Origin of the sequence: Leisingera coralii (assembly GCF_049056525.1) — a bacterium.
Classification (GTDB): Bacteria; Pseudomonadota; Alphaproteobacteria; order Rhodobacterales; family Rhodobacteraceae; genus Leisingera; species Leisingera coralii.
In genome coordinates, this window is the sequence record NZ_JBHUPT010000019.1 from 66,524 (window position 1) to 89,013 (window position 22,490).

The window sequence follows — 22,490 nt, forward strand, 5'->3', positions numbered from 1 at the left end:
CGGGGGATTCCGTGCCGCAAGGAGCCCGGATGAGCAGCCAGCCCCACAATGCCCCCGTCAACCCTTTGCCCGCCGCCGTGGTGGCGCTGGTGCTGATCATCATGGGGATTGAGGCCGTGTTTTCGCTGGGCGCCCGCGGCATCCTGGGCGGGCCGGAGGCGATCGGCTGGCGGCTGGAGGCGATCCAGTCCTATGCGTTTTCCAGCGAGATCTTCTGGTGGATGCAGGAAAGCGGCCGCTGGCTGCCGGAGCATCTGAAGCGCTTTGTCTCCTACACCTTCGTGCATGGCGCCTTTACCCATGCGCTGTTTGTCTGCGTCTTCGTGCTGGCGATGGGCAAGATGGTGGGCGAGGTGATGGGCGATCTGGCGATGGTCATCATCTTTGTCCTGTCCGGCGCCGGCGGCGCGCTGGGTTATGCGCTGCTGATCAGCGGCGGCCAGCCCCTGATCGGCGGTTTCCCGGCGGTCTACGGGCTGATCGGGGCGTTCACCTTTCTGCTGTGGCGCTCGCTGGCCTCGGTCGGGGCGCAGCAGAGCCGGGCGTTTTCGCTGATTGCCTTCCTGATGGGGGCGCAGCTGCTGTTCGGGCTGCTGTTTGGCGGCCAGAAGGACTGGGTTGCGGATCTGAGCGGCTTTGCCACCGGATTCGGGCTGTCGTTTTTCCTGGCGCCGGGCGGCTGGGCCCGCATCCGAAACCGCATCCGCCACGATTGAAGCCACCACGATTGAGACGGCGCGCTCCCGCCCGCTGGTGAAGCCCCTTAGGGGGCATCACCAGCCGTTGGGCCGGGCCGCGCTGACGCGCGGCAGGAAGAGCTGCTGAGAAGCGCTTCAGGGGCAGGTTTGCCCTGAAGGCGCCATCGCTATTGTGTGATTGGCCAATCCCGCCTCAAGAGTGAACCGCGCGTGCCGCGCGGCGGCTATGCCGCTCTTGACCCGGGACTGGCCGGGAGGGTCAGCCTTGCTTCTTCAGCGGGCAGGTGTTCAGGCCGAGGATCTGGTAGAGCGGGCAGTAGCCCATCAGGCCGGTCAGCAGCGGCACCAGGCCGATCAGCCCCCACAGGGTTTGCGGGCCGGTGAAGACCAGCGACAGCAGGATCAGGCCGAGGATGATGCGCAGGGCGCGGTCGAGAGTGCCTTCGTTGCGGGGCATTGTTCTGTCCTTTCGAACTCACTTGCGGAATTGCGAGTCCTTTCTAGGCCAGTTGCGGAGCCCTGTCGGTGACAGTGTCACCAAAGCTCAGCTTTCATCCTGAGCCACCCGCTCCAGCCCGGTACGGTCGAGGATACGCAGGTGTCCGCGCTGTGTTTCCACCAAGCCAAGGCGGGCGAACTCGCGCAGGCGGCGGGTCACGAAGGCGCGGCCAGAAGCGGTTTCCGCGGCCAGCGCGTCATGGGTGATGCGGATCTCGCCGCTGGTCTGTGCCAGCCGCAGAAGCACCCGGGCGAGACGTGCATCAAAGCCGGTCAGGGCGACATCCTCGACCAGCTGCTCGTAGTCGGCAAAGCGGCGGGCAACGGCGGTCAGGACTTCGCTGCGGAATGCCCCGTCCTCCGACATCGCCTGGCGGAACGCCGCGTGCGGGATGATCTCGCCTTCCAGCGCGGTTTCCGCCACGCCTTCCGCTGCATAGGAGCGCCCGTCGGTGAGGCAGGCAAAGGTCTGCAGGCAGACATCGCCCGGGCCGACGCGGTAGAGCACGACTTCGCGGCCGTTGGCGGCTGTCAGTGTGACCTTGATGCGGCCGGCAGTGAGGCGGACAAAGCCGGGGCACTCCTGTCCCGGGCGGAACAGCACGGTGCCTGCGGCGCAGGAGAGGCGGCTCATGCCCGTTTCCGGCGGCTGAGGGCACTGCGGAATTCCGACAGGCGGAAGGCACCAAGGGCCTGACCTGCGGTGAAGTAGACCGCGCCGCCCAGCATCACCAGGCCAAGCAGGGACAGGTAGCGCCAGTAATCCAGCGTGAACAGCCAGCCCGCCGTTTCGGCCACGGCGTAAAGCACCGCGCCCATCACGGCAGAGGCCGCCAGGATGCGCCAGGCGCGGCGGCGGAAGCGGGCGTCGAACCGGGCTTCCTCCCCCATGCCGCGGGCGCCGAGCGCCAAGAGCGCCACCATGGCCCAGCCTGCAGCGGAGGCGGCAATGGCGGGGGCGATCCAGCCTAGAACCGGCTTGAGGCCAAAAGCCAGGGCAGCGTTCACCGCCATCGCTACCAGCGCATAACGGAACGGGGTTCTGGTGTTCTCGCGGGCGAAATAGAGCGGCTGCAGCACCTTTTGCAGCATGAAGGCCGGCAGGCCCGCGCCGTAGATGGCGACGGCGATGGCGATGGCGGCCACATCCTCCGGGCCGGTGGCGCCGCGCTCATAGAGGACCGAGACCAGCGGCAGCGGCACGGTGATGAAGGCAACCGCGGAGGGCACCGCCAGCAGCAGCGAGAACTCCCCGGCGCGCGACAGGGCGTCTTGCGAGCCTGCACCGTCGCCGGCCCGCAGGCGGCGCGACAGGGCGGGCAGCAGCACGATGCCGACGGCAATGCCCACGACCCCCAGCGGCAGTTGGTACAGGCGGTCGGCAATGAACAGCCAGCTGGCGGCCTTTTCGATGTCCGAGGCCACGTATTGCCCGACCACCAGGTTGATCTGGGTGACGCCCATGGCCAGCGCGGCGGGCACGGCAATCCGGACCAGATCGCGCATCTCGCTGTTCCAGCGGGGCAGGCCGGGACGCAGGGAGATGCCTGCCCTGCCGGCGGCTGCCCAGACCAACGCCAGCTGGGCAACCCCGGCCACCGGGATGGTCCAGACCAGCCAGGTGATCACCTCGCCGCCCAAGAGCGCGCCTGCAGTCATGGCAGAGCAGGCAAAGATGTTGAGGAGAACCGGCGCAGCAGCGGCGGCTGCAAAGCGTCCGGTGGCGTTCAGCACCCCGGAAAACAGCGCCGCGAGCGACATGAACAGGATGTAGGGAAAGACGATATGGCCGTATCCCACCGCCAGATCGAACCGTGCATCCCCGACAAAGCCGCCGGCCGTCAGCCAGACCAGCCCCGGCATGAACACCATGCCCAGGCCCACCAGCGCCAGCACCGCGGCGGCCAGCAGGTTGAAGGCCTGCTGGGCATAGGCCCCCGCGTCTTCGCCAGCCTCGTAGCGTTTGGCAAAGGCGGGGACAAAGGCCGCGTTGAAGGCGCCTTCGGCAAAGAACCGGCGGAACATGTTGGGCAGGCGGAAAGCGACGATAAAGGCATCCAGCACCGGCCCCGGGCCGATGAAGGCCGCGATCAGGATTTCGCGCGCAAAGCCGAGCACACGGCTGGCCAGCGTCCAGAACCCGACGGTCAGGAACCCCGAAAGCAATCTGATTGGCTTCATATATCCGCCCGCTTTGCGCCCTCGGCAATCGCCTCGCGCAGCTTCTTCTCCAGCGTCCGCTGTTTGGACTCCGAATAGTATTTCAAGCCGAACATGTCCTTGACATAGAAGGCATCCACCACCTGCTCGCCATATGTCGCAATCACCGCATTGGCAATATAGACATTGGCGGAGGCCAGGGCGCGTGCCAGGTCATACAGCAGGCCGGGCCGGTCGCGGGTGTCGACCTCGATGATGGTGTAGATCTCCGAGCCCTCGTTGTCGAAGGTGATGTGGGTCGGCACCTTGAAGGCGCGCTCGCGCTTCTTGATCTTGTCGCGGGATTTCAGCGCCTCGCGGGCGATCACCTCGCCCTTGAGCGTCTTCTCGATCATCTGCTTGAGCCGGTGCAGGCGCATCGGGTCAAAGGGATGGCCCTCGCTGTCCTGGATCCAGAACGCGTCCGTCACATAGCCGTCTTTGGTGGTGTAGGAGCGTGCATCCACCACATTGGCCCCGACCAGTGCCAGCGCGCCGACGATGCGGGCAAAGATGCCGGGGTGATCCTCCATCACGAAGCAGGCGCGGGTGGCGTCGCGGTCCACGTCAGGGTAGAGCCGGATCATCACTTCGCCGGGGTCGCCCTTGGCGGTGTAGTCGCGCAGCATCTCGGCAAAATCCACATGCGCGGTGACATGCAGCCCGTGCCAGTAGGGCGGGTAGTGGCGGGCGGTCTCGGTCTTGAGGTCAGCCTTGGACCAGTCCGGCAGCGCCTTGCGCAGCGCTTTCTTGGCCGAGGCGCCGCGGTGCTCGCGGTTCAGCGCCTCCATGCCGCCTTCGAGCGCGGCGCGGGTCTGGCCGTAGAGCGCGCGCAGCAGCGCCGCTTTCCAGTTGTTCCAGGTGTCCGGTCCGACGCCGCGGATATCGCAGACGGTGAGCAGCAAGAGCAGGTCCAGCCGCTTGACGGTCTGCACCGCCTTGGCGAAATCGCGCACCGTGCGCGGGTCGGCGATGTCGCGTTTCTGGGCCATGTCCGACATCAAGAGGTGATAGCGCACCAGCCATTCCACGGTTTCGCATTCCGAGGGTTTCAGCCCCAGCCGGGGCGCCACCTTGCGGGCGATCTGGGCGCCCAGGATTGAATGGTCCTGAGGCCGGCCCTTGCCGATGTCATGCAGAAGCATCGCCACCATCAGCACCTTGCGGTTCAAACCCTTGCGCAGCACCTCCGAGGAAAGCGGCAGCTCATCCTCCAGCTCGCCGCGCTCCAGTGCGGCGAAATTGGCGATCACCTGGATGGTGTGCTCGTCCACCGTGTAGGAGTGGTACATGTTGAACTGCATCATCGCCACGATCGGCTCGAACTCGGGCAGGAAGGCGGACAGCACCCCCAGTTCGTTCATCCGCCGCAACGCGCGTTCCGGGTTGCCGTGCTTGAGCAGCAGGTCGAGGAAGAGTTTCCGCGTCTCCTTGTCGTTACGCATGCTGTCGTCGATCAGGTGCAGGTTGGCAGTCACCAGCCGCATCGCGTCCGGATGGATCAGCATGCCGGTGCGCAGCGCTTCCTCGAACAGCCGCAGCAGGTTGACCTTGTCCTGCAGAAACGCGTCGGGGTCGACAACATCCAGGCGGTTGTGCACCACCCGGTAGCCGGGCTTGATCCGAGGGCGTCGGCGGAAGATCCGCTCCAGCAGCGGTGCGCCCTTCTGGTGGGTGGCTTCCAGCTTGGTCAGGAAAATCCGGGTGAGGTCGCCGACGCGGGTGGCGTGGCGGAAGTAGTCTTGCATGAACAGCTCGACGCCGCGGCGGCCGGCCCGGTCCTCGTAGCCCATGCGCGCGGCCACTTCGACCTGCATGTCAAAGGTCAGCTGCTCGGTGGCGCGGCCGGTGGCCAGATGCAGATGCGAGCGCACCGCCCACAGGAAGGAGGCCGCCTTGGCAAACAGTTCCATTTCCTCGGGGTGGAACAGGCCCAGGGGCACCAGGTCTTCGGCGTCCTTGACCTGGTAGAGGTATTTGGCGATCCAGAACAGCGACTGCAGGTCGCGCAGGCCCCCCTTGCCCTCTTTCACGTTGGGCTCAACCACATAGCGCTGGCCCTGTTTAAGGTGGCGCGCGTCGCGCTCGGCCAGCTTGGCTTCGATGAACTGCTCGGCATCCTTCGAGAACAGCTCTGCCCGCAGCCGCTTGTCCAGCTCCTTGGCCAGCGGTGCATGGCCGGCCAGAAACCGGTGCTCCAGCATCGCGGTGCGGATGGTGTAATCCTCGCCGCCCAGGCGGATGCAATCCTTGATGGTGCGGCTGGCGTGGCCCACCTTCAGCCGCAGGTCCCACAGGATGTAGAGCATGGATTCGATCACGCTCTCGGCCCAGGCGGTGATCTTGTAGGGGGTCAGGAACAGCAGGTCGACGTCCGAGGCCGGCGCCATTTCGCCCCGGCCGTAGCCGCCCACCGCCATCACCGCGATGCGCTCGCCGCGGGTCGGATTGGCAAGCGGGTGCAGCAGGCCGCTGGCCACATGCAATGCGGTGGTGACCAGCCCGTCGGTGAGGAAGGTATAGGAGCGGGTCAGCTCGCGCGCGGCAAAGGGTTTGGCGGCAAAGGCCTCGGCAATGACCGCGCGCCCGGCCTTGTTGGCCGCGCGCAGGATCTTCACCGTCTCGCCGCGCAGCTCTGCTGGACGGGTGTCCGCTGCCAAAGCTTCGATCTGTGCACGGACGGCCGCGGCATCAAAGATCTCCGCGGGCTCGCAAATCAGCGGCCCCAGCGGTTCGGGAAAACCGTTGGCAGTGTGCCGCGCGGAGCCGGCAGAGGCTTCAGAAACCTGCGCCGGCGAAGCTGCTTGGGGCTGGGTCAATGATCACGACCTTCTGTTCTTGGATGGTGGCAACTGCAAGGCCGCGCTCATTGGTGCCGTCCGGCAGCAGGCGGAAGATGCCGCCGGCCCCCTGGAACCCGGCCCCCTGGGTCAGCGCCGCGCCGGTCAGGGCGTCGGATTTGCCCGCTGCAACCAGCGCGCCGATGGCGGCAATGCCGTCATAGGCCAGGCTGCCGATCGAATGCGGCGCTGCGCCGTAGCTGGCCTGGTAGCGGGCGCTGAACTGCTGCACCTTGCCCTGGTCCGGCAAGGCGAACCAGCCGCCTTGCACACCGGGCAGGGTCAGGGTTTGCGGCGGGATGTCCCAGCGGGTCAGACCGATATACTGTGTCACCGCCGGATCGACGCCGGCTTCGGGCATCAGCTGCGCCAGCAGCGGCAGCGCGCCTGCGGTGGTCGAGGTCAGGAAGACCGCATCCGCGCCCGCCGCTTCGCTGCGGATGGTGGGGATGGCATTGATCACGCCCTGCTGAGACAGCTCATAGCCGACACTGCCCGCGATATTGGCGCCGGTCTGGCTGGCGGCGCGCTGGATGGCCGCCCGGCCTGCGGTGCCGGCCGCATCATTGCCGCCGACAATCAGGATGCTGCGCTTGCCGTTGCGGGCCGCAAAGCTGGTCAGCCTGCGGGCGGTGTTGTCAAAGGTCGGCCCCAGGATGAAGACATTGCCGCCGGCGATCGCCGGGTTGTTGGAGAAGGCCAGAACGTTCACGCCGCGCTGGCGGGCGGCGATGCCCGCCGCATTGGCGGCCTCGGCATAGACCGGCCCCAGAATCACACGGGCACCGTCATCCAGCGCTTGCTGCGCGGCGTCGGAGGCGACTTCGGGGCTGCCCGCGGTGTCATAGACCCGCAAGTCGATCTGCGCCCCCTGCAGGTCGCCGATTGCCATCCGGGCCGCATTCTCAAGGCTCTGGGCCAGCACCCGGTCGCCCTGCTGGGCCGAGCCGCGCGGCACCAGAAGTGCCACCGGCACCGGCTTGGAGGTGTTGATGGTTGGGCCGGTGCCGATGGCAACCGGATCACAGGCCGTCAGGGCAATGGCGGAAAGTGCCGCGGCGGCTGTCAATGCCGCCTTGCGGGCCCGTTTGAAAACAGCAAACATAATGGCTTGAAACTCCGTTCTCCCGGCGTGGTTGCGCCGCGTGGGTTTAAAGACGGATCATAAACGACCAAAAAGGCGGGTCCAGCGTTGAATCACCAGAATGTCATATTGTCCCCCGGGCTTTACTTTGTTGCCACGCCGATCGGCACCGCCCGTGACATTACCCTGCGTGCGTTGGATGTGCTGGCCTCGGCGGATGTGCTTGCGGCCGAGGATACACGCTCGCTGCGCAAGCTGTTGGAAATACATGGCGTGCCGCTGGGCGGGCGGCGGATCATCGCCTACCACGACCACAGCGGCACCGGTGCGCGGTCGAAACTGCTGGAGGCGCTGGCGGAAGGAAAGTCGGTTGCCTATGCCTCCGAGGCAGGGATGCCGCTGATTGCCGACCCGGGCTTTGACCTCAGCCGCGCGGCTGCGGAGGCCGGGCACACGGTTACTTGCGCGCCCGGCGCCTCGGCGGCGGCAACGGCGCTGACACTGGCGGGGCTGCCGACGGATGCGTTCTTTTTCGCCGGTTTCCTGCCCAATGCGTCCAGCGCCCGCCGCAAGCGGCTGGAGGAACTGCGGGAGATCCCCGGCACGCTGATTTTCTATGAATCGCCCAAGCGCGTTGCAGCCTCGGTTGCCGACATGGCCGCAGTTCTGGGCAACCGCCCGGCGGCGCTGTGCCGCGAGCTCACCAAGAAGTTCGAGGAAGTGCGCCGTGCGCCGCTGGCGGATCTGGCCGCGGGTCTGGAAGACAACCCGGTCAAGGGCGAGATCGTGCTGCTGGTCGACCGTGCTCAGGAAGCGGAAGTGAGCGAAGGGGATCTGGAAAGCGACCTGCAGGCGGCCTTGCAGGGCAATTCTGTCAAGGATGCCGCCGGGATCGTTGCCGAGATGCACGGGCTGCCCCGGCGCAAGGTGTATCAGCTGGCGCTGCAGCTGGCGAAGGGCGGCTAGGCCGTGTCCCGCGCGCGCCAGCACCGCGGCAGCCGCGCCCATCTGGCAGGCGAGGCGGCGGAGGAGATCGTGGCGCGCCACTACGAGAACCGCGGCTATACCGTGGCGGAGCGCCGCTGGCGCGGGCAGGGCGGCGAGATCGACCTGATCCTGCAGGGGGCAGACGGGCTGGTGTTTGTCGAAGTGAAGCACAGCGCCACCAGCGCAGCAGCAGCCTTGCGCATCACCCCACGGCAGGCGGAGCGCATCTATGCCAGCGCCGGCCAGTATCTTGAGAACGAACCGCAGGGCCAGCTGACGCCGGTGCGCTTTGACGCGGCGCTGGTCGACGGAACCGGCGCCGTGGAAATCATCGAAAACGCTTTCGGGATGGACTGAACCGCGCCTGACCCATTGAACCCCGGGGCAGGGTGGGCCATGTATTTGGCCAGTTTACAAGGGATACTGCCATGAAGATCGCCTTTCAGATGGACCCTGTCATGGGCGTGGACATCAATGCGGACAGCAGCTTCCGCCTGGCCGAAGAGGCGCAGGCACGCGGGCATGAGCTGTTTTTCTACACCCCGGACCACTTGGCCTATCAGGAGGGCCGCGTCACCGCCCGCGGTCAGGACATGACGGTGCAGCGCATTGCGGGCGAGCCGGCGGTTCTGGGACCCGTGCGCGAGGTGGACCTGGGCACTTTTGACGTGGTCTGGCTGCGCCAGGACCCGCCGTTTGACATGCATTACATCACCTCGACCCATCTGCTGGACCGGCTGAAGGGGCAAACGCTGGTGGTGAACGATCCCTTCTGGGTGCGTAACTACCCGGAAAAGCTTCTGGTGCTGGACTTTCCGGAACTGACCCCGCCGACGGCAATTGCCCGCGATCTGGTGACCATCAAGGCATTCAAGGAAAAGCACGGAGACATCATCCTCAAGCCGCTTTACGGCAACGGCGGGGCCGGGGTGTTCCGGCTCGATTACGGCGACCGCAACCTGACTGCCCTGCACGAGCTGTTCACCGGCTTCAGCCGCGAGCCGCTGATCGTGCAGAAGTTCCTGCCCGACGTCAGCAAGGGCGACAAACGGATCATTCTTGTCGATGGCGAGGCTGTGGGCGCAATCAACCGGGTGCCCGCCGCCGGCGAGACCCGGTCGAACATGCATGCGGGCGGGCGGCCTGAGAAGATCGGTCTGACGGAGCGGGACGAGGAAATCTGCGCCGCCATCGGGCCGCTGTTGCGCGAGAAGGGCCAGATTTTTGTCGGCATCGACGTGATCGGCGACTACCTGACCGAGATCAACGTGACCTCGCCCACCGGCATTCAGGAGCTGGAGCGGTTTGACGGGGTGAACATCGCAGAGAAGGTCTGGCAGGCGATCGAAGCCAAGATCCGCTGATGAGCTGGCAGCGCCGGGCCATCAATGCGTGGATGCGCTATGGCATGAAACCGGTGCTGCAGGTGACCAGCAGCCCGCAGCTGGCGCGCAGGGTCTTCGAGCTTGCGGCGCCGCTGTTCTGCCCGGCGCTGCCCTTTACCCGGGTGCTGCGGCGGCCTGCTCCGGTGCCGCTGTACCTGGTGTCTGCCGGTCAGACCCGCAGCAGGCAGATCATTCTGTTCCTGCATGGCGGAGCCTTTCTGGCCGGCAGCGCCCGTGCCTATCAGGGAATGCTGTCCCGTCTGTCCTATGCTTCCGGGTTGGAAATAGCGGTGCCCGACTACCGGCTGCTGCAGGAGGCTCCGTTTCCGGCCGCATACGACGATGCCATGGCGGCCTGGCAGTCTCTGCGCGGCATGGGTTATGCGGCGGGTGATATCCTGCTGGCGGGCGACAGTGCCGGGGGCGGGCTGGCGCTGGCGCTGCTTGGCGGGCTGCTGGCCGAGGGGGAACGCCCGGCGGGCCTGATTGCCTTTTCCCCCTGGTGCGATCTGACGCTGAGCGGCGCAAGTATACAGGCCAACCAGGCGAAGGATGTGCTGATCCCGACGGGGCGGATGAAAGAAGTTGTGGAGCAGTATCTGGCGGGGGCAGACCCCGCGGATGCCCGGGCGTCTCCCTTATTCGCTGATTATCCCGATCCGCCGCCGGTACTGATCCAGGCAGGCGATGTTGAAGTGCTGCTGTCGGATTCGCAGCGCATGGCAGAACGGCTGCAGGCGGCGGGCGGGTCAGTGCGCCTGAGTCTGTGGCGCGGTGTGCCGCATGTCTGGCAATTCATGGCCGGACATCTGCCGGAAGGGCAGGAAGCGCTGGAAGAGGCGGCAGCCTTTGCGGTGTCGGCCCTGGACGGCGGCTCAGCGGGATGAGGGCAGCCGGAAGCTGAGTGCCTCGGCGAAGTGCTGTCGCTGCACCCGCTCTTCACAGGCCAGGTCGGCGATGGTGCGGGCCACCCGCAGCACCCGGTGATAGCCGCGCGCGCTGAGGCCGAACCGCTCCGCGGCGCGGACCAGCAGGGCGCGGCTTTCGGCATCCGGGGCCGCGATCTCCTCCAGCAGGCGGCCCTCGGCATCGGCGTTCTGGCGCAGGCCGGGATGGTCCCGGAACCGCGCCGATTGCACCTCACGGGCGATGGCCACCCGTTGCGCCACCTCGGCAGAGCCTTCGGCGCTGGGCGGCAGCTCCAGATCGGCGACATCCACCGGCGGCACGTCCAAGTGCAGGTCGAAGCGGTCCAGCAGCGGGCCGGAGATCCGGCCCAGGTAATCCGCGCCGCAGACGGGCGCGCGGGAGCAGGCGCGGTTGGCATCGGCCAGATAGCCGCATTTGCAGGGGTTGGCGGCAGCCACCAGCATGAACCGGCTGGGGTATTTCACATGGGCATTGGCGCGCGCCACCATCACCTCGCCGGTCTCCAGCGGCTGGCGCAGGGTTTCCAGCACGGAACGGCCGAACTCCGGCAATTCGTCCAGGAACAGGACGCCGTTATGGGCCAGGCTGATCTCGCCGGGCTGGGCGCGCCGCCCGCCGCCCGCAATCGCCGCCATCGAAGCAGTATGGTGCGGCTCGCGAAAAGGGCGGGCGCGGCTGATGCCGCCGTCGTCGATCAGCCCGCACAAGGAATGGATCATCGAGGTTTCCAGCGCCTCCGAAGGCGACAATGGCGGCAGGATCGAGGGCAGCCGCGCCGCCAGCATGGATTTGCCGGAGCCGGGCGGGCCGATCATCAGCATGTGATGGCGCCCGGCAGCAGCGATTTCCAGCGCCCGCTTAGCCGTTTCCTGGCCCTTCACGTCGCGCAGATCCTTGCCGCCCAGGCCGCTGACGGCCTCCCCGGGCGCGGAAGGTTCAATGCGGCGCTGGCCGGTGTAATGCTGCACCACCTCCGTCAGCGTGGCGGCGCCGATCACCTGTGCGGCATCGACCCAGGCGGCCTCCGGCCCGGAAGATTTCGGGCAGAGCAGCATCCGGCCTTCCTCCGCCGCGGTCACGGCGGCAGGCAGGGCCCCGGCCACGGGCATCAGTTGGCCGTCCAGCGACAGCTCACCCAGGGCGATGGTCTCCTCAGCCTTTTCCGCCGGGATGATGCCGATGGCAGCCAGCAGCGCCAGCGCAATCGGCAGGTCGAAGTGGCTGCCTTCCTTGGGCAGATCGGCGGGGGACAGGTTGATGGTGATCCGGCGCGAGGGCAAGGCGATGGACATCGCCGCAAATGCCGCCCGCACCCGCTCGCGCGCCTCGGACACCGCCTTGTCCGGCAAACCGACGACCGAGAAGGCGGGCAGGCCCGGGGCGACGGCGCATTGCACCTCGACCAGCCGGGCCTCGACCCCTTGAAAGGCAACTGTGTAGGAACGTGCGGTCATCTCTCCCAACCCTCCTGGTTCAGGGAGAAATGCTTGGCAATCGTGGTTTCCGAGTCGTTAACGCGAAGGGCTGCGGGAGGCGAATTCACGCAGAATTCGCGCTCCTTCCAGGTTCAGTCCAGCGACCAGGGGCGCCGGGGCAGATCTATCGCGTAAGGTTCAGGATCATAGCTGACCTCATGGGCCTGCTCCTGCCAGCGCAGGACTGCGGGATCGGACAGCAGCAGGCTGCAATAGGTCCGGGTTTCTGCCAAAACCGGCAGGCCGTAGCCGACGATCCGGGCTGCCACCGGGGTGTAGAACACATCCGCCAGCGAATATTCCCCGAACAGATAGCCGCCACTGTGGCCGGAGACCTTGCGGGCGTGGGCGAACAGGGTTTCTATCCGGTGCAGATCCGCCTTCACCGCCTTGGAGACCTCAAACCCGTCGTACACATGGGCCAGCTGCATCGGGCATTCGCCGCGCAGCGCGCCAAAGCCCGCGGCCATTTCCGCGCAGAGCCAGCGCGCCGTGGCACGCTGCTCCGGGCCGGACGGCCACAAGCCTGCCTCCGGGTGCCGTTCTGCCAAGGTCTCGGCAATGGCAAGGCTTTCGCCGACCACCGTGCCCTCGGGTGTGCGCAGGGCGGGCACCAGCCGCGCCGGGGCCAGATGCGCCATGTCATCCGCCATGGTTCCGGAATACAGCCCCACCATATGCACAGTGTGGGGCAGGGAAAATTTTTCGAGCATGAGCCAGCCGCGCAAGGACCAGCTGGAGAACATGCGGTCGCCAATATAGAGTTCATAAGCCATGCCAGGAGGCTAGCGCTTGGCGGCGTATCGCGAAATGGAATGTTTGTGATGGTATCCGTCACGGAAGGTGATTGATCGCACCTGTCCGCCACCCGTCGGGGCCATGGGATACTTCGCTGACCGACAAGTTGTCGATGCGGTGGGCAAAGGCCTCTTCCGCGGTCAGCAGTTCCGCCCGCTGGATCTGGGTCAGGATCTGGCCGAAATGGCCCACCACGATCAGGTCGCGGCCCCGATGCGCGGCAATCAGCCCGTCAATCGCCGCGTTCACCCGGTTGCAGACCTGGTGCCAGCTTTCACCGCCCGGCGGGGTCACATCCCCTGGGGTTTCCCAGTAGGCGCGGATGCGCTCCGGGTCCTCGGCGTCCACCTCGGCCCAGGTCCGCAGCTCCCAGGCGCCAAAGTGGATTTCGCGCAGGGCCTGAATATGGGGCAGGCGCTGCCGGCGTCCCTGAATAGCGGTGGCGGTCTCTGCCGCGCGGGACAGGTCCGAGGACACGACCAGCGCGTCTGCGGGCAGATAGTCCGACAGGCGCGCCAGCGCCACCGAATCGGACAGATCGGCGGGCAGGTCCGACCAGCCGACCATGGACTTGGCGTGGGTTGGCCCGTGCCGGATCAGGAACAGCCGGGTGATCATATGGCCCCCTTCAGCACCAGCGGCAGGCCCGCGGTCACTTGCACGACGGTGTCCGCCCGCGCTGCCAGCGCGATATTGAGCCGGCCCTGCGCCTCGCGGAAGCGGCGGGCGAGCTTGTTCTCGGGCACGATGCCAAGGCCGGTTTCGTTGGAAACGATTACCAGGTCGGCCTGGCAATGCTCCACTGCCGCCAGCAGCCCGTCCTGAGCAGCCTCCAGGTCATGATCGGCCAGCAGGTGGTTGGTCAGCCACATGGTGGCGCAGTCCATCAGGCAGATCTGGCCCGGCTCCAGCGCGCCAAGAACCCGATCCGCCGTTTCCGGCTCCTCAACAGTTCTCCAGTCCGGGCCTCTTTGTTCGAGATGCCGGGACACTTTTTCGCGCATTTCGCTGTCAAAAATTTGCGCAGTCGCCCAGTAAACCCTGCTTTTCCCGGAGTTTATGCAAAGCTGCTCGGCAAAGGCGGACTTCCCCGAGGCGGCGCCCCCCAGAATAAAAGTTACATTTGCAGGCATTCTTTGCTAACCTGTAAGTACGAAGCCGTTCCTGTGGGTAACCGCAGGGCCCGGTGAAGACAAGAGACCGCAGCGTCCCGGGGTTCCACAGTTTTTGTCCGGGACAGGCTGCGCAGGGGCCAAATTACAATTTCACTTTTCCAGTTTTGGCCCGTGGATGTGCCGAAAGTCGTATCCAGTGCGCCGCTGCTGTTGGCCGAATTAAGAACCGGGCCCCAATTGTTCCATGCGCGTCCCCAGACGGCAGTTTGTTAATTAGTTTCCGGGGGGAAATCACATGGCACTAGATCATACAATCGAAAACCCATTGCCGAGACAGGCGATGAAGGCGGAGCTTTTGGACGCCGAAACCGAGCGGCGGCTGGCCTATGCCTGGCGCGATGACCGCGATGTCAAATCGCTGCACCGGCTCATTAATGCCTATATGCGCCTGGCCATTTCCATGGCGGCCAAGTTCAAACGGTACGGGGCGCCGATGAACGACCTGATCCAGGAGGCAGGCCTGGGCCTGATGAAGGCGGCCGACAAGTTCGACCCGGACCGCGGGGTGCGATTCTCGACCTATGCGGTCTGGTGGATCAAGGCATCGATCCAGGACTACGTGATGCGCAACTGGTCGATGGTGCGCACCGGCTCGACCTCGTCGCAGAAATCACTGTTCTTCAACATGCGCCGGGTGCAGGCGCAGCTGGAACGTGAGGCGCGGTCCTCGGGCGTGCGTCTGGACCAGCATCAGCTGCATCAGAAGATCGCCACCGAGATCGGTGTGCCGCTGCGCGATGTGGAAATGATGGAGGGGCGCCTGTCCGGTGCCGACTTCTCGCTCAACGCGGTGCAATCCACCGACGAAGAAGGCCGCGAGTGGATCGACGCGCTGGAGGATGATGCCTCGCAGGCCGAAGAGCTGGTGCAGGAGCGGCACGACCGCCGCCAGCTGCGCAAGTGGCTGGTGACGGCGCTGCAGGCGCTCAATGACCGTGAGCGCTTTATCATCACCGAGCGCAAGCTGCGCGAGCGGCCGCGCACACTGGAAAGCCTCGGCACCGAGCTGGGCCTCTCCAAGGAGCGGGTGCGCCAGCTGGAGGCTGGAGCGTTCCAGAAGATGCGCAAGAGCCTTGAAAGCCAATCGCGCGAGGTGCACAGACTGCTTTCATGAGAAAGCGGTTTAAAATCCTGAAAACACTGGCACGCGCCGCCGTTCTGGCGGCGCTTTGCTTGTCCGCAGCCCGCGCCGGTGATCTGCCCGCCGCGGCTGAATTGCTGCGCGGGGCGGATGTGGCGGTTCTCGGCGAGGTGCATGACAACGCGGTTCATCACCAGCGGCAGGCTGCGCTGCTGGCGGAACTGCAGCCCAAGGCGGTGGTCTGGGAGATGATCACGGCGGAGCAAGCGGCTAATCTGGATCCGGAAATGCTGTCGGATGCGGAGCGGCTGGCGGAAGCTTTGGACTGGGCGGGGTCCGGCTGGCCGGAGTTTTCCCTGTACGCACCGGTCTTTGCTGCCGCTCAGGGCGCCCGGCAGTACGGCGCGCTGGTGCCGCGGGCGGAGGCCGCACGGGCGCTGGAGCAAGGTGTGGCTGCCTATTTCGGTGCTGAGGCCGCCGCGCGTTTTGGCCTGGATCAGCCGCTGCCGGACGCTGAGCAGGCAGCGCGCGAGGCGGATCAGCTGGCCAATCACTGCAATGCGATGCCGACAGAAATGCTGCCGGTTCTGGTGGAGTTACAGCGCCTGCGCGACGCGGCTTTGGCTACTGCTGCGGACTCGGCGCTGGCGGAGACTGGCGGCCCGGTGGCAGTGATCACCGGCAATGGCCACGCCCGCACCGACCGCGGGCTGACGGTGTACCTGGCCAAGGCCCGCCCAAAGGCCCGGATCCGCAGCCTGGGCCAGTCGGAGGACGGGCAGATCAGCGGATCTTTCGATCTGGTGCTGGATGCTCCGGCGGCAGATCGGCCCGATCCCTGTCTGGTGTTTCAGAAAAGCAACTGAGGAAATCTGCGCAAGCAGCCGGCAGGGCGTCTGTCCCGGCCCGCGCCGTGCGCAGCACGGCGCCCGGCCCAACACCGCCAAGGGCAGGGGCCGCGGGCCCGTGCCGCGCGGGGGCGGGAGCCTTTGTGCGGGCGCTTGCGCTTGGGGGTGCAGCCGGGAAAACCGTTTCACACTTCCGCTGCGGCGCAGTACAGTCGCCTCAAACCGGGCGAGGGTGCGCAAATGCTGGCTGGCAAACATATTCTTCTGATCATCGGCGGCGGTATCGCCGCCTACAAGTCGTTGGAACTGATCCGCCGCCTGCAGGACCAGGGTGCACGGGTGACGCCGGTGCTGACCAAGTCCGGCGCAGAATTTGTCACTCCCCTGTCGGTCTCGGCGCTGGCCGGAACGCCGGTGCATCAGGAGCTGTTCGACCTGACGGCAGAGGCTGAGATGGGCCACATCCAATTGTCGCGCAGCGCCGATCTGCTGGTGGTGGCGCCGGCAACGGCGGATCTGATGGCGAAGATGGCGCAGGGGCACGCAAATGACCTCGCTTCGACGCTGCTGTTGGCCACCGACACGCCAGTGCTGCTGGCGCCGGCGATGAACGTGCGCATGTGGGACCACCCCGCCACCCGGCGCAACCTTGAGACCTTGAAAGCGGATGGCGTGTCCCTTGTGGGCCCCAACGAAGGCGGCATGGCCTGCGGCGAATTCGGCCCCGGCCGGATGGCGGAGCCGGACGAGATCCTGGCCGCCATCGCCGCCAGGCTCGCGGACGGGCCCCTGAAGGGCAAGCGCATCCTGGTGACCTCCGGCCCGACGCATGAGCCGATCGACCCGGTGCGCTATATCGCCAACCGCTCCTCCGGGGCGCAGGGGGCGGCGGTGGCCCGTGCTCTGCGGGACCAGGGCGCGGAAGTGGTGTTCATCACGGGCCCGGCAGCGGTCCGGCCCCCCGAGGAGGTGCAGGTGGTGCCGGTGGAAAGCGCCCGCGAAATGGAAGCCGCGGTGCAGGCGGCGCTGCCCGCCGATGCCGGGGTCTTTGCCGCCGCGGTGGCGGACTGGCGGGTGGCCAGCGCCTCTGACCGCAAGCTGAAGAAGTCCAAGGACGGGCTGCCGGTTCTGGAGTTCGCGGAGAACCCCGACATTCTGAAAACCGTCTCGCAGATGAAGACTGGCCGCCCGCCTCTGGTCGTCGGCTTTGCTGCCGAGACCAACGACGTCGTCGAGAACGCCACTGCCAAGCGCAAGCGCAAGGGCTGTGATTGGATCGTGGCCAATGATGTCTCGCCTGCAACCGGCATCATGGGCGGCAGCGAAAACGCGGTGATCCTGATCTCCGATGACGGTGCCGAGGAGTGGCCGCGCATGGGCAAGGATGAGGTCGCGCGCAAGCTGGCAGAGCGGATTGCTGCGGCGCTGGCCGGGTGATTTTGAGTATTTAGGCAAAGAAGAAGCAGGGGCGCTGTGATGGTGACTATCCGTGTGATCCACGATGAGGGGGCAGACCGGGATGTGCCGCTGCCGTCGTATGAAACCGCCGGTGCCGCCGGCGCCGATGTGCGCGCCAACCTGCCGGACCGAGGTTGCCTGGTGCTGCAGCCGGGGGAGCGGGCTCTGGTGCCCACCGGGCTGCGCATTGAGATCCCCTCAGGCTATGAGGTGCAGATCCGGCCGCGCTCCGGGCTGGCGCTGAAACACGGCATCACCTTGCCCAACACGCCAGGCACCATCGATAGCGACTACCGCGGTCCCTTGGGGGTGATCCTGATGAATGCGGGGCAGGAGGCATTTCAGATCGCGCATGGCGACCGCATTGCGCAAATGGTGGTGGCGCCGGTCCTGCAAGCGCGGTTTGAACTGGCGGATGCGCTGTCCGGAACGGCCCGCGGGGCGGGCGGCTTTGGCTCCACCGGGCAGGCCTGATGCTGCGGATCCTGATTCTGGCAGCGCTGATCTGGTGGGGCGGGCGCTTCCTTGGCCTGCCGCGCAACCTGCGCCTTGGGCTGCTGGCAGTGCTGTTTGCCGCCGTGCTGGCCGTGCAGCTGACGCTGCCGGCCGGGCATCCATTGCGGGAAGGGACTGGCGGTTCGGTGGCGCCCTGGCTGATGCTGGGCGGCTTTGCCCTTGTGGCCGGCTTTTATGCGCGTATCGTGGCCGCCCTGAAAGCCCGCGCCCAGCCTCAGGATACGCAGATGACCCAGCCCGCCGGCACCTTCACCGAAAGCGAACTCGACCGCTATGCCCGCCATATTGTTTTGCGTGAGCTGGGCGGGCCTGGACAGAAGAAGCTGAAAACTGCCAAGGTGCTGGTGATCGGCGCGGGCGGTCTCGGCGCGCCTGCGCTGCAGTATCTGGCCGCCGCGGGCGTTGGCACCATCGGGGTGATTGACGACGATTTGGTCGACAATGCCAATCTGCAGCGCCAGGTGATCCACCGCGACAAGGATATCGGCACGCCCAAGGTGTTCTCCGCTCAGGCCGCGATGGAGGCGCAGAACCCCTATGTGGAAGTGCGCCCGTACAACCGCCGCCTGACGGACGAGATCGCGGAGGAGCTATTTGCGGAGTATGATCTGATCCTCGACGGCACCGATAACTTTGACTCCCGCTACCTGGCGAACCGCACCGCCGTGGCGCTGGGCAAGCCGCTGATCTCCGGTGCGCTGTCGCAGTGGGAGGGTCAGCTGAGCGTCTTTCACCCGGCCAAAGGCGGGCCCTGCTATCAGTGCATCTTCCCCGAGGCCCCGGCGCCGGGCCTGGCGCCAAGCTGCTCCGAGGCCGGGGTCATCGGCCCGCTGCCGGGCGTGGTCGGGTCGATGATGGCGGTGGAGGCGGTCAAGCAGATCACCGGAGCCGGAGCCGTCCTGCGGGGTGAAATGCTGATCTATGACGGGCTCTACGGCGAGACCCGCAAGATCAGGCTGTCCCAGCGGGACGAGTGCCCGGCCTGCGGCGGCACGCCAGCAAGCTGATCCTTTCCCGTGAATGAAGCCTATTACATTGCGCTGCTGTGCGGCGCCCTGTTCGGCGGCCAGCCGGAGACGGTGCGTGAGTTCACCTATCCCGGCGGCGCGGCGTCGATCCGGACCGATTGCGAGAACGCAAACCGGGTCATCGAGTTCGGCCTCGACAAGCGCAGCAGCCTGGACAGTATTCAGCAGGCGCTGTTTGCGGCTGAAATCACCGGCAAGGAGCCGGTGGTCGCTCTGATTGACACCGACGGTGCAATGGGCCGGTACGAGTGGCGCATTGCCCGTGCGGCCAATGTGGCCGGGGTTCCGATCCGGATCATTCCGGCGGCGCTGGCGGACGGCCTGGGGGCTGGCGGCTGAACGGCCCATGCCCGCAATCCGGGCAGGTATGGGCGCGGCTTCTCAGCCCGATTGCAGCCCTCTGGCTTTCCCGCTAGCGTCGCCGTTAAAGGAGATCAGCATATGTCCAATCCGCTTTTGTCCCGCTGGGACACGCCGTTTGAAATCGCGCCGTTCCACAGCATTTCCGATGACGATTTCGCCCCCGCGCTGGAGCAGGCGCTGGCGGCGCATAAGGCGCAGACCGACGCTATTGCAAACAGCAGCGCGCCGCCCGGCTTTGCCAATGTGATCGAGGCGCTGGAAACCCCTTGCCGCGAATTGGAGCAGGTGCTGGGCGTGTTTTTCACCGTGGCAGGTGCCGACAGCAACCCCAAGCGGCAGGAACTGCAGCGGGAGTTTTCCCCGAAACTCGCGGCGCATTTCTCGGCAATCACCGCCAACAAGGCGCTTTATGCGCGGGTCAAGGCAGTGTGGGACCAGCGCAACGATCTGGATCTGACGGAAGAACAGCAGCGCGTCCTGATGCTGACTCATCGCGGCTTTGTCCGTGGCGGTGCGGCGCTGGAGGGCGCGGCCGACAAGCGGATGCAGGAGATCAAGGGGCGGCTTGCCACCTTGGGCACCCAGTTCACCCAGAACCTGCTGGCCGATGAACGTGACTGGTTCATGGAGCTTTCCGAAGAAGACCTGGAAGGCCTGCCGGGCTTCGTGGTCAAGGCGGCGCGCGCCGCGGGGGAGGAAAAGGGCAAGGACGGTCCGGTTGTCACCCTGTCGCGCTCTCTGATCACGCCGTTCCTGCAGTTCTCCCCGCGCCGGGACCTGCGCGAGAAGGCCTTCAAGGCCTGGGCCGCCCGCGGGGCCAATGGCGGAGAGACCGACAACCGGGCCATTGCAGCTGAGATCCTGCAGCTGCGCGAGGAGCGGGCGCGGCTCTTGGGCTATGAAAACTTTGCTGCCTACAAGCTGGAAACCGAAATGGCCAAGACGCCGGGCGCCGTGCGCGGGCTGCTAATGGAGGTTTGGGAAGCTGCCAAGGCCCGGGCAGGCGAAGACGCCGAGGTGCTGACCCGGATGATGCAGGCCGATGGCATCAACGGCGACCTGGAGCCTTGGGACTGGCGCTACTACGCCGAGAAACGCCGCAAGGCCGAGCACGATCTGGACGATGCGGAGCTGAAACCCTATCTGCAGCTCGACCGGATGATCGAGGCGTCGTTTGCCTGCGCAAACCGCCTGTTCGGGCTGGAGTTCCAACCGCTGGATGTGCCGCTCTACCACCCCGACTGCCGCGCATGGGAAGTGACCCGGGACGGCCGGCACGTGGCGGTCTTCATCGGCGACTATTTCGCCCGCAGCTCGAAACGCTCCGGCGCCTGGTGTTCGGCGATGCGGCAGCAGGCCAAGTTCCCGGAGGCGCAGGCACCGGTGGTGATCAACGTCTGCAACTTCGCCAAGGGCGACCCGGCGCTACTGTCCTGGGACGATGCCCGCACCCTGTTCCACGAGTTCGGCCACGCGCTGCACCAGATGCTGTCGGATGTGACCTACGAGAGCATCTCCGGCACGTCTGTGGCGCGCGACTTCGTCGAACTGCCCAGCCAGCTCTATGAGCACTGGCTGGAAGTGCCGGAAGTGCTGCAGGAGTTCGCCACCCACGCGGAGACCCGCGAGCCGATGCCGCAGGAGATGCTGGAGAAAGTGCTGGGCGCGTCCAATTTCGACATGGGCTTTCAGACGGTGGAATATGTGGCCTCGGCCCTGGTGGACCTGGCCTTCCACGATGGTCCGGCACCTGCTGACCCGATGGCAAAGCAGGCCGAGGTACTGGAAGACATCGGCATACCGCGCACGATCATCATGCGCCACGCCACGCCGCATTTCGCCCATGTGTTTTCCGGCGACGGTTACTCCTCGGGCTACTACAGCTATATGTGGTCGGAGGTGATGGACGCCGATGCTTTTGCTTCCTTTGAGGAGGCAGGCGGGGCTTTTGATGCCGAACGCGCCAAGGCGCTGGAGGCGCATATCCTCTCCACGGGCGGCTCTGCGGACCCGGCGGAGCTCTATACCGCTTTCCGCGGGCGGCTGCCGGGCGTGGAAGCACTGCTGAAAGGCCGCGGGCTGGCTGCGGAGTAAAGAAAGCGCCCTGACGGGCGCTGCCTCCGGTTTGAGTATTTGGGAAAGATGAAAGAGCGGGCGCGAGTCCGCTCTTTTCCGTTCAGTAACCGAGGTTGCGGTCGACCAAATGCAGCAGCGGCTCGCCCGCCTCGCCGCGGCGGATGTTTTCGGCAATGACTTCAGCCGCGGTGCTTTCGCGGGTTTCCGAGGCGATATGCGGGGTCACCGTCACGTTGGGATGCGCCCAATAGGGGTGTTCCGGCGGCAGCGGCTCGATCCGGAACACATCCAGCGTCGCATGGCCCACCTGGCCGCTGTCGAGCGCGGCCAGCAGCGCGTCATCATCGACCAATGGCCCGCGGCCCGGGTTGATGATCTTTGCCCCCTTGGGCAGCAGGGCCAGGGTCTCGGCATTCAGCGTATTTTTGGTCGCAGGGGTGTCCGGCAGCAGCAGGATCACGATCTCGGCCTGCTCCAGCGCGGCCTTCAGCCCGTCCTGTCCGGCGTGGCAGGTGATGCCTTCGATGTCCTTTTGCGTCCGGCTCCAGCCGGAGACCCGAAACCCTAGTGCCGCCAGCGCCTTGGCCGAGGCGGTTCCCAGCGCACCCAGGCCCAGCACCGTGACGCGCCGGTCCTTGGCCAGTGGCGGGACATGCCGGTGCCAGCGCCCGTTCAGCCCGTGGATCTGCATGTCCATCCCGAGGTGATAGCGCAGCGTGTGCCCCACCACCCATTCGGTCATGCCCTGTTCCAGCCCGGTGTCCGCCATCCGGGTGAGCGGCACGGTCAAGGTCTTGTTCGGCACGATCTTTTCGACACCTGCCCACAGGCTCAGCACCGCCTTCAGGCGGGTGAACGGGGTGAAATCGCTGACCGGTCCGTTGGGGGCATAGACGATATAGTCGACCTCCGCAGGGGCGAAATCACTGCGCAGATCGGCATCGACGCCAAGTCTTTCGAATTCCGCCAGCAAAAGCGGCTCATAGGCGGGCCAGGCATCGGGGCGGCCTGCAAACAGGACATTGGCGGTCATGAGATCTCCCTGAATTTC

The 22,490-nt window shown here is 66.1% G+C and carries 22 protein-coding genes; 12 read left to right on the forward strand and 10 right to left on the reverse strand.

Annotation, left to right across the window (positions count from 1 at the left end):
* The first annotated feature begins 29 nt into the window (after positions 1-29).
* Positions 30-716, forward strand: a complete 687-nt coding sequence (locus tag ACFMBG_RS08160; protein WP_421054213.1) for a rhomboid family intramembrane serine protease — start codon at positions 30-32, stop codon at positions 714-716.
* A 241-nt stretch (positions 717-957) separates the two neighbouring features.
* Here the strand turns inward: ACFMBG_RS08160 and ACFMBG_RS08165 are convergent, their stop codons facing one another.
* The 5 genes from ACFMBG_RS08165 to ACFMBG_RS08185 form a co-directional block, all read right to left on the reverse strand.
* Entirely contained in the window at positions 958-1,155 is a 198-nt protein-coding gene (locus ACFMBG_RS08165; protein ID WP_421054214.1) for a YgaP family membrane protein, read from the reverse strand.
* Positions 1,156-1,242: 87 nt separating this feature from the next.
* Positions 1,243-1,830 carry a Crp/Fnr family transcriptional regulator gene (locus tag ACFMBG_RS08170; RefSeq protein WP_421054215.1) on the reverse strand — a complete coding sequence of 196 codons (588 nt, stop codon included), beginning with the start codon at positions 1,828-1,830 and terminating at the stop codon, positions 1,243-1,245.
* A complete protein-coding gene (gene murJ, locus ACFMBG_RS08175; RefSeq protein WP_421054216.1) occupies positions 1,827-3,377 on the reverse strand; it encodes a murein biosynthesis integral membrane protein MurJ in 1,551 nt (516 codons plus the stop codon). Before murJ ends, ACFMBG_RS08170 begins: the two co-directional genes overlap by 4 nt.
* The gene (locus tag ACFMBG_RS08180; RefSeq protein WP_421054217.1) at positions 3,374-6,214 is read right to left on the reverse strand and encodes a [protein-PII] uridylyltransferase; all 2,841 of its coding nucleotides are present in this window, start codon (positions 6,212-6,214) and stop codon (positions 3,374-3,376) included. Before ACFMBG_RS08180 ends, murJ begins: the two co-directional genes overlap by 4 nt.
* Complete coding sequence (locus ACFMBG_RS08185) at positions 6,174-7,340, reverse strand: penicillin-binding protein activator (RefSeq protein ID WP_421054218.1); 1,167 nt, start codon at positions 7,338-7,340, stop codon at positions 6,174-6,176. Before ACFMBG_RS08185 ends, ACFMBG_RS08180 begins: the two co-directional genes overlap by 41 nt.
* An 87-nt stretch (positions 7,341-7,427) precedes the next feature.
* Between ACFMBG_RS08185 and rsmI the strand changes: the two genes are divergently transcribed.
* From rsmI to ACFMBG_RS08205, 4 genes are all read left to right on the forward strand, one after another.
* Entirely contained in the window at positions 7,428-8,285 is an 858-nt protein-coding gene (rsmI, locus tag ACFMBG_RS08190; RefSeq protein WP_421054219.1) for a 16S rRNA (cytidine(1402)-2'-O)-methyltransferase, read from the forward strand.
* Between the two features lie 3 nt (positions 8,286-8,288).
* Positions 8,289-8,663, forward strand: coding sequence for a YraN family protein (locus ACFMBG_RS08195; RefSeq protein WP_421054220.1), 375 nt, complete (start codon positions 8,289-8,291; stop codon positions 8,661-8,663).
* Positions 8,664-8,734: 71 nt separating this feature from the next.
* Positions 8,735-9,670 carry a glutathione synthase gene (gshB, locus tag ACFMBG_RS08200; protein ID WP_421054221.1) on the forward strand — a complete coding sequence of 312 codons (936 nt, stop codon included), beginning with the start codon at positions 8,735-8,737 and terminating at the stop codon, positions 9,668-9,670.
* Positions 9,670-10,578 carry an alpha/beta hydrolase fold domain-containing protein gene (locus ACFMBG_RS08205; protein WP_421054222.1) on the forward strand — a complete coding sequence of 303 codons (909 nt, stop codon included), beginning with the start codon at positions 9,670-9,672 and terminating at the stop codon, positions 10,576-10,578. The genes gshB and ACFMBG_RS08205 overlap by 1 nt, the downstream gene beginning before the upstream one ends.
* On the opposite strand, the gene ACFMBG_RS08210 is transcribed toward ACFMBG_RS08205, so the two are convergent.
* The 4 genes from ACFMBG_RS08210 to cobU all read right to left on the reverse strand — a co-directional run bounded on the left by ACFMBG_RS08210 (position 10,567) and on the right by cobU (position 14,027).
* Positions 10,567-12,075, reverse strand: coding sequence for a YifB family Mg chelatase-like AAA ATPase (locus ACFMBG_RS08210; protein ID WP_421054223.1), 1,509 nt, complete (start codon positions 12,073-12,075; stop codon positions 10,567-10,569). The two genes, ACFMBG_RS08205 and ACFMBG_RS08210, sit on opposite strands and share 12 nt — an antisense overlap.
* A gap of 113 nt (positions 12,076-12,188) precedes the next feature.
* Positions 12,189-12,872 carry a glutathione S-transferase gene (locus ACFMBG_RS08215; RefSeq protein WP_421054224.1) on the reverse strand — a complete coding sequence of 228 codons (684 nt, stop codon included), beginning with the start codon at positions 12,870-12,872 and terminating at the stop codon, positions 12,189-12,191.
* A 58-nt stretch (positions 12,873-12,930) separates the two neighbouring features.
* Positions 12,931-13,512: a histidine phosphatase family protein gene (locus ACFMBG_RS08220; RefSeq protein WP_421054225.1), complete on the reverse strand. Its 582-nt coding sequence runs from the start codon at positions 13,510-13,512 to the stop codon at positions 12,931-12,933.
* Positions 13,509-14,027, reverse strand: coding sequence for a bifunctional adenosylcobinamide kinase/adenosylcobinamide-phosphate guanylyltransferase (gene cobU / locus ACFMBG_RS08225; RefSeq protein ID WP_421054226.1), 519 nt, complete (start codon positions 14,025-14,027; stop codon positions 13,509-13,511). The genes ACFMBG_RS08220 and cobU overlap by 4 nt, the downstream gene beginning before the upstream one ends.
* Positions 14,028-14,304: 277 nt before the next feature.
* Between cobU and ACFMBG_RS08230 the strand changes: the two genes are divergently transcribed.
* From ACFMBG_RS08230 to ACFMBG_RS08260, 7 genes are all read left to right on the forward strand, one after another.
* Entirely contained in the window at positions 14,305-15,183 is an 879-nt protein-coding gene (locus ACFMBG_RS08230) for an RNA polymerase factor sigma-32 (protein WP_421054227.1), read from the forward strand.
* Positions 15,180-16,016, forward strand: a complete 837-nt coding sequence (locus ACFMBG_RS08235; protein WP_421054228.1) for a ChaN family lipoprotein — start codon at positions 15,180-15,182, stop codon at positions 16,014-16,016. Before ACFMBG_RS08230 ends, ACFMBG_RS08235 begins: the two co-directional genes overlap by 4 nt.
* Before the next feature lie 222 nt (positions 16,017-16,238).
* Positions 16,239-17,435, forward strand: a complete 1,197-nt coding sequence (gene coaBC / locus ACFMBG_RS08240) for a bifunctional phosphopantothenoylcysteine decarboxylase/phosphopantothenate--cysteine ligase CoaBC (RefSeq protein WP_421054229.1) — start codon at positions 16,239-16,241, stop codon at positions 17,433-17,435.
* Positions 17,436-17,474: 39 nt separating this feature from the next.
* Positions 17,475-17,930: a dUTP diphosphatase gene (gene dut, locus ACFMBG_RS08245; RefSeq protein WP_421054230.1), complete on the forward strand. Its 456-nt coding sequence runs from the start codon at positions 17,475-17,477 to the stop codon at positions 17,928-17,930.
* Positions 17,930-18,979 (forward strand): HesA/MoeB/ThiF family protein, encoded by a 1,050-nt coding sequence (locus ACFMBG_RS08250; protein ID WP_421054231.1) that lies wholly within the window; start codon positions 17,930-17,932, stop codon positions 18,977-18,979. Before dut ends, ACFMBG_RS08250 begins: the two co-directional genes overlap by 1 nt.
* 9 nt (positions 18,980-18,988) lie before the next feature.
* Complete coding sequence (locus tag ACFMBG_RS08255) at positions 18,989-19,339, forward strand: hypothetical protein (protein WP_421054232.1); 351 nt, start codon at positions 18,989-18,991, stop codon at positions 19,337-19,339.
* Positions 19,340-19,441: 102 nt separating this feature from the next.
* On the forward strand, positions 19,442-21,457 hold the full coding sequence (locus ACFMBG_RS08260; RefSeq protein WP_421054233.1) for a M3 family metallopeptidase: 2,016 nt from the start codon (positions 19,442-19,444) through the stop codon (positions 21,455-21,457).
* A gap of 82 nt (positions 21,458-21,539) precedes the next feature.
* Here the strand turns inward: ACFMBG_RS08260 and ACFMBG_RS08265 are convergent, their stop codons facing one another.
* Complete coding sequence (locus ACFMBG_RS08265; protein WP_421054234.1) at positions 21,540-22,472, reverse strand: 2-hydroxyacid dehydrogenase; 933 nt, start codon at positions 22,470-22,472, stop codon at positions 21,540-21,542.
* Positions 22,473-22,490: the final 18 nt, after the last annotated feature.

Bases quoted from the DNA above. Each gene is read 5' to 3' on its own strand.
- ACFMBG_RS08250 (WP_421054231.1), top strand. From the start codon at position 17,930: ATGCTGCGGATCCTGATTCTGGCAGCGCTGATCTGGTGGGGCGGGCGC.
- cobU (WP_421054226.1), bottom strand. From the start codon at position 14,027: ATGCCTGCAAATGTAACTTTTATTCTGGGGGGCGCCGCCTCGGGGAAG.
- ACFMBG_RS08205 (WP_421054222.1), top strand. From the start codon at position 9,670: ATGAGCTGGCAGCGCCGGGCCATCAATGCGTGGATGCGCTATGGCATG.
- ACFMBG_RS08215 (WP_421054224.1), bottom strand. From the start codon at position 12,872: ATGGCTTATGAACTCTATATTGGCGACCGCATGTTCTCCAGCTGGTCC.
- ACFMBG_RS08165 (WP_421054214.1), bottom strand. From the start codon at position 1,155: ATGCCCCGCAACGAAGGCACTCTCGACCGCGCCCTGCGCATCATCCTC.
- dut (WP_421054230.1), top strand. From the start codon at position 17,475: ATGGTGACTATCCGTGTGATCCACGATGAGGGGGCAGACCGGGATGTG.
- ACFMBG_RS08235 (WP_421054228.1), top strand. From the start codon at position 15,180: ATGAGAAAGCGGTTTAAAATCCTGAAAACACTGGCACGCGCCGCCGTT.
- ACFMBG_RS08185 (WP_421054218.1), bottom strand. From the start codon at position 7,340: ATGTTTGCTGTTTTCAAACGGGCCCGCAAGGCGGCATTGACAGCCGCC.
- gshB (WP_421054221.1), top strand. From the start codon at position 8,735: ATGAAGATCGCCTTTCAGATGGACCCTGTCATGGGCGTGGACATCAAT.
- murJ (WP_421054216.1), bottom strand. From the start codon at position 3,377: ATGAAGCCAATCAGATTGCTTTCGGGGTTCCTGACCGTCGGGTTCTGG.
- coaBC (WP_421054229.1), top strand. From the start codon at position 16,239: ATGCTGGCTGGCAAACATATTCTTCTGATCATCGGCGGCGGTATCGCC.
- ACFMBG_RS08210 (WP_421054223.1), bottom strand. From the start codon at position 12,075: ATGACCGCACGTTCCTACACAGTTGCCTTTCAAGGGGTCGAGGCCCGG.
- ACFMBG_RS08160 (WP_421054213.1), top strand. From the start codon at position 30: ATGAGCAGCCAGCCCCACAATGCCCCCGTCAACCCTTTGCCCGCCGCC.
- ACFMBG_RS08230 (WP_421054227.1), top strand. From the start codon at position 14,305: ATGGCACTAGATCATACAATCGAAAACCCATTGCCGAGACAGGCGATG.
- ACFMBG_RS08260 (WP_421054233.1), top strand. From the start codon at position 19,442: ATGTCCAATCCGCTTTTGTCCCGCTGGGACACGCCGTTTGAAATCGCG.
- ACFMBG_RS08265 (WP_421054234.1), bottom strand. From the start codon at position 22,472: ATGACCGCCAATGTCCTGTTTGCAGGCCGCCCCGATGCCTGGCCCGCC.
- ACFMBG_RS08170 (WP_421054215.1), bottom strand. From the start codon at position 1,830: ATGAGCCGCCTCTCCTGCGCCGCAGGCACCGTGCTGTTCCGCCCGGGA.
- ACFMBG_RS08220 (WP_421054225.1), bottom strand. From the start codon at position 13,512: ATGATCACCCGGCTGTTCCTGATCCGGCACGGGCCAACCCACGCCAAG.